Source organism: Mycobacterium sp., from assembly GCF_052143115.1.
Lineage (GTDB): Bacteria > Actinomycetota > Actinomycetes > Mycobacteriales > Mycobacteriaceae > Mycobacterium.
Map to the genome: position 1 here is coordinate 1 of NZ_JBKQTQ010000249.1, position 4,262 is coordinate 4,262.

Below are 4,262 nucleotides of genomic sequence, written 5' to 3' on the forward strand. Positions count from 1 at the left end.
AGGTCATCCCGCTCCACAGCGTCCGGTTGACGCCGTGCTCGTCGAGGTACCAGCTGCTGCAGCCGCCGGTGTTCCAGACCGAGCCGGCCAGCTTGTCCTGCAACTCGGCGTTGAATTGGTCCTGAGCGGAGCGGCTGGGCGCCAGCGCCTGCGCTCCGAACTTCTCGACCGTCGCGATCGCCTCGGCGACATAGTGGATCTGCGACTCGATCATGAAGACCACCGAGGTGTGGCCCAGCCCGGTGTTGGGTCCGAGCAGGAAGAAGAGATTCGGCATGTCGGCGACGGCGATGCCGCGATGCGCCACCACGCCCTCCCGGTTCCATCGGTCCACCAGGTCCTCGCCGCGCAGACCCTTGATATCGACGTAGGTGTAGGAGTCGGTGACGTGGAATCCGGTCGCGTACACGATCACGTCCACCGGGTGTTCGACGCCGTCGCCGGTGACGATGCCGTCGGGGGTGATACGGGTGATCCGCTCGGTGATCAGTGTCGTCTTCGGATTGCCCACCGCCTGGTAGTAGTCGCCGGCGTAAAGGATTCGCTTGCAGCCCGCGCGGTAGCGCGGTGTGAGCCTGCGGCGCAGGTCCTTGTCGCGAACGCTGCGCCGAATGTTCCACTTGCCGACCAATTCGACCGCGCGCAGCAGGCTCGGGCGTTGCGTCATCGCGTAGCCCAGGCCCTCGAGCCCCCAGTAGATCCCCGTGCGCACCGCCAGCCGCAGACCGGGCACCGTCGCGAACGCTTGGCGTACCCGGTCCGGCAGCAGACTGTTCGGCCGCGGCACCACCCACGGCGGAGTGCGCTGATACAGCTGCACCTCGGCCACACCGGCGTCGCGGCGCACCAACTCCGGCACGATCTGAATGGCGCTGGCCCCGGTGCCGATCACCGCCACCCGCTTGCCGGTCAGATCGACGCTGTGGTCCCACTGCGCGGAATGGAAAGCGGCACCGCGGAATTCATCCATGCCGTCGATGTCGGGTAGCCGCGGGATATGCAGCGCGCCGGCACCAGAGATCAAAAACTGGGCGACATACTCCTGTCCGGACTTGGTGAACACATGCCAGCGGTATTCACTGTCGTCCCAATGCGCGCGATCCACCAGAGAACCGAACCGGATGTAGCGACGCAGCCCGTACTTCTCGGTGACGCCCTTGAGGTAGTCGAGGATCTCGGGCTGCGGTGAGAACAGCTTGCTCCACGTGGCCTTCGGTTCGAACGAGAACGAGTACAGGTGCGACGGCACGTCGCAGGCGCAACCGGGGTAGCTGTTGTCCCGCCAGGTGCCGCCGATCTCGTCGGCCTTCTCCAGGATGACGAAGTCCACGCCCTGACGCTGCAGCGCGATGGCCATCCCGAGTCCGGCGAAACCCGTCCCGATGATGACCGCACGGGTATGCACGGGCAGAGCCTGCGCCTCGTGCTGGGTAGTCGACTCGGCAATGCTCATGTGCGCCGCTCCTCCTCATCGCTTCGTTCTGCATCGTCGCCGGCGCGGCTCATTTCGGATCGATCTTCCTTCTCAAGTACCCGGTACCCATGGTATCGGAAAAGTGTTGTCGATGTCCGCGGCGATGTCAACGCCGCCGATGCTCAGCTGGCAGCAGAGTCGTGCGGCACCGCGTTGTGGATGGGCAGATCGGGGTCCAGCTTGATGCCGAGCAGCTCGGCCGTACCACCGACGACACCCATCATGATCGTGGTCAGGTGCTCGACGAACTGGTCGCGGGGCATCCGCCGCGGGCTGTCGGGGTCGGATCCCAGCCACCAATCGGTGGCCGACGCCGCCGAGCCGAACGCGGCAAAGGCCGCGAGTTCGATCGAGGCGGGGTTGAGTTCCATCTCACGCAGCTCGTTGTTGAACATCTCGGCCATCGCCAGCGTGATCTCCCGGCCTTCGTTCAGCGTCCTCATGGTCGACTCGGACTGCTCCGGGAAGCGGCCCTGAATGAAGAACCGCAGCACGTTGGGATGCTCGTCGACCAGGTTGACGTACTCCTCGGCGCTGCGGTGGATGATCTCGCGAGCCGAGTTGGTGGCAAAGTCGACCGACGGGAAGACGGCCGCCCACAGCATGTCGCGCAGACGCTCCCCGATCGCCTGGAACAGGTCGGATTTGTCGGTGAAATGCCGGTAGATCTTGGGTTTGGCGGTGCCGGCCTCTTCGGCGATCTCGCGGACACTGAGGTCGGGCCCCAATCGGTCGATGGCGCGGAAGGCCGCCTCGACGATCTCCCGGCGCACCTTTTTGCGGTGTTCGCGCCAGCGCTCGCTGCGCGCGTCGACCTTCACCCCAGGCTTCGGGCCCGGGTGCGGCAGGGCGGGTCGGGGAATTCTGACCACGTCAAGCACCTTACCGCGTTGCAGCCGCTGACCTGGGCAGACCGGCGCCTCAGCGGTTTCGCGCCTGATGCTCCCGTGTCGATGCAGCCGGTCTGCGCTACGGCAGAGCAGGGCAGCTCGTTTCAGGGCAGGTAGTGGCGAAGTAGAGAGCTATTGCATCTACTGCTTGACCGGAAGCGGCGTGGTGTCGCCGCACCCCTACACTCGCTGGGCCGCTACAGCATGCAGGACACGCAGCCCTCGACCTCGGTTCCTTCCAGCGCCATCTGCCGCAGCCGGATGTAGTACAGCGTCTTGATGCCCTTGCGCCAGGCATAGATCTGCGCCTTGTTCACGTCGCGGGTGGTCGCGGTGTCCATGAAGAACAGCGTCAGCGAGAGCCCTTGATCCACATGCTGGGTGGCCGCCGCATACGTGTCGATGATCTTCTCGTAGCCGATCTCGTAGGCGTCCTGGTAGTAGTCCAGGTTGTCGTTGGTCATGTAGGGCGCCGGGTAGTAGACGCGGCCGATCTTGCCTTCCTTACGGATCTCGACCTTCGACACGATCGGGTGGATCGACGACGTCGAATTGTTGATGTAGGAGATCGACCCGGTCGGCGGCACCGCCTGCAAGTTCTGGTTGTAGATGCCGTGCGCCTGCACTGACTCTTTCAGCTTGCGCCAGTCGTCTTGGTCCGGGATGCGGATCTCTGCGTCGGCGAAAAGCTGGCGCACCTTTTCCGTCTTGGGTTCCCAGATCTGGTCGGTGTACTTGTCGAAGAACTCCCCCGACGCGTACTTGGACTGCCCGAAGCCCTTGAAACTCGTACCGCGTTCGATCGCAATGCGATTCGATGCGCGCAACGCATGGTAGAGCACCGTGTAGAAGTAGATGTTGGTGAAGTCGATGCCCTCTTCGGAACCGTAGAAGACGTGTTCGCGGGCCAGATAGCCGTGCAGGTTCATCTGACCGAGCCCGATCGCGTGCGAGTCGTTGTTGCCCTGCTCGATCGAGGGCACCGACCAGATGTGGGTCTGGTCGCTCACCGCGGTCAACGCCCGGATCGCCACCTCGATGGTCTGCGCGAAGTCGGGCGAGTCCATCGTCTTGGCGATGTTCAGCGAACCCAGGTTGCACGAAATATCCTTGCCCACTTTGGCATACGTGAGATCCTCGTTGAACAACGACGGCGTGGACACCTGCAGGATCTCCGAGCACAGGTTGGAGTGGGTGATCTTGCCCTCGATCGGGTTGGCCCGGTTCACCGTGTCCTCGTACATGATGTAGGGGTAACCGGACTCGAATTGCAGCTCGGCCAGCGTCTGGAAGAACTCGCGGGCCTTGATCTTGGTCTTGCTGATGCGCGCGTCGTCGACCATCTCGTAGTACTTCTCGGTGACCGAGATGTCGGCGAACGGCACACCGTAGATGCGTTCGACGTCGTACGGCGAGAATAGATACATGTCCTCGTTGTTCTTGGCCAGCTCGAAGGTGATGTCGGGAATCACCACGCCCAGGCTCAGCGTCTTGATCCGGATCTTCTCGTCGGCGTTTTCCCGTTTGGTGTCCAGGAAGCGGTAGATGTCCGGGTGATGGGCATTCAGGTAGACCGCGCCGGCGCCCTGGCGTGCACCGAGCTGGTTGGCGTAGGAGAACGAGTCCTCCAGCAGCTTCATGATCGGGATGACGCCCGAGCTCTGGTTCTCGATGTTTTTGATCGGCGCACCGTGCTCGCGAATGTTGCTCAGCAGCAACGCGACTCCCCCACCGCGCTTGGACAGCTGCAGCGCGGAGTTGATGGACCGCCCGATCGATTCCATGTTGTCTTCGATGCGCAGTAAAAAGCAGCTCACTGGTTCGCCGCGCTGCTTTTTGCCCGAGTTGAGGAATGTCGGGGTGGCCGGCTGGAACCGGCCGTCGATGATCTCGTCGAC

Annotated in this window: 3 protein-coding genes; all 3 read right to left on the minus strand. The window is 63.3% G+C overall.

Annotated elements, in window-relative coordinates:
- On the minus strand, positions 1–1,453 hold a 1,453-nt coding region (locus tag ACLQI9_RS24455; protein WP_442379012.1), incomplete at its 3' end, for a flavin-containing monooxygenase.
- A gap of 143 nt (positions 1,454–1,596) precedes the next feature.
- The gene (locus ACLQI9_RS24460; protein ID WP_442379010.1) at positions 1,597–2,346 is read right to left on the minus strand and encodes a TetR/AcrR family transcriptional regulator; all 750 of its coding nucleotides are present in this window, start codon (positions 2,344–2,346) and stop codon (positions 1,597–1,599) included.
- A gap of 215 nt (positions 2,347–2,561) precedes the next feature.
- The coding region (nrdE, locus tag ACLQI9_RS24465; RefSeq protein WP_442392320.1) for a class 1b ribonucleoside-diphosphate reductase subunit alpha at positions 2,562–4,262 on the minus strand (1,701 nt) is incomplete at its 5' end.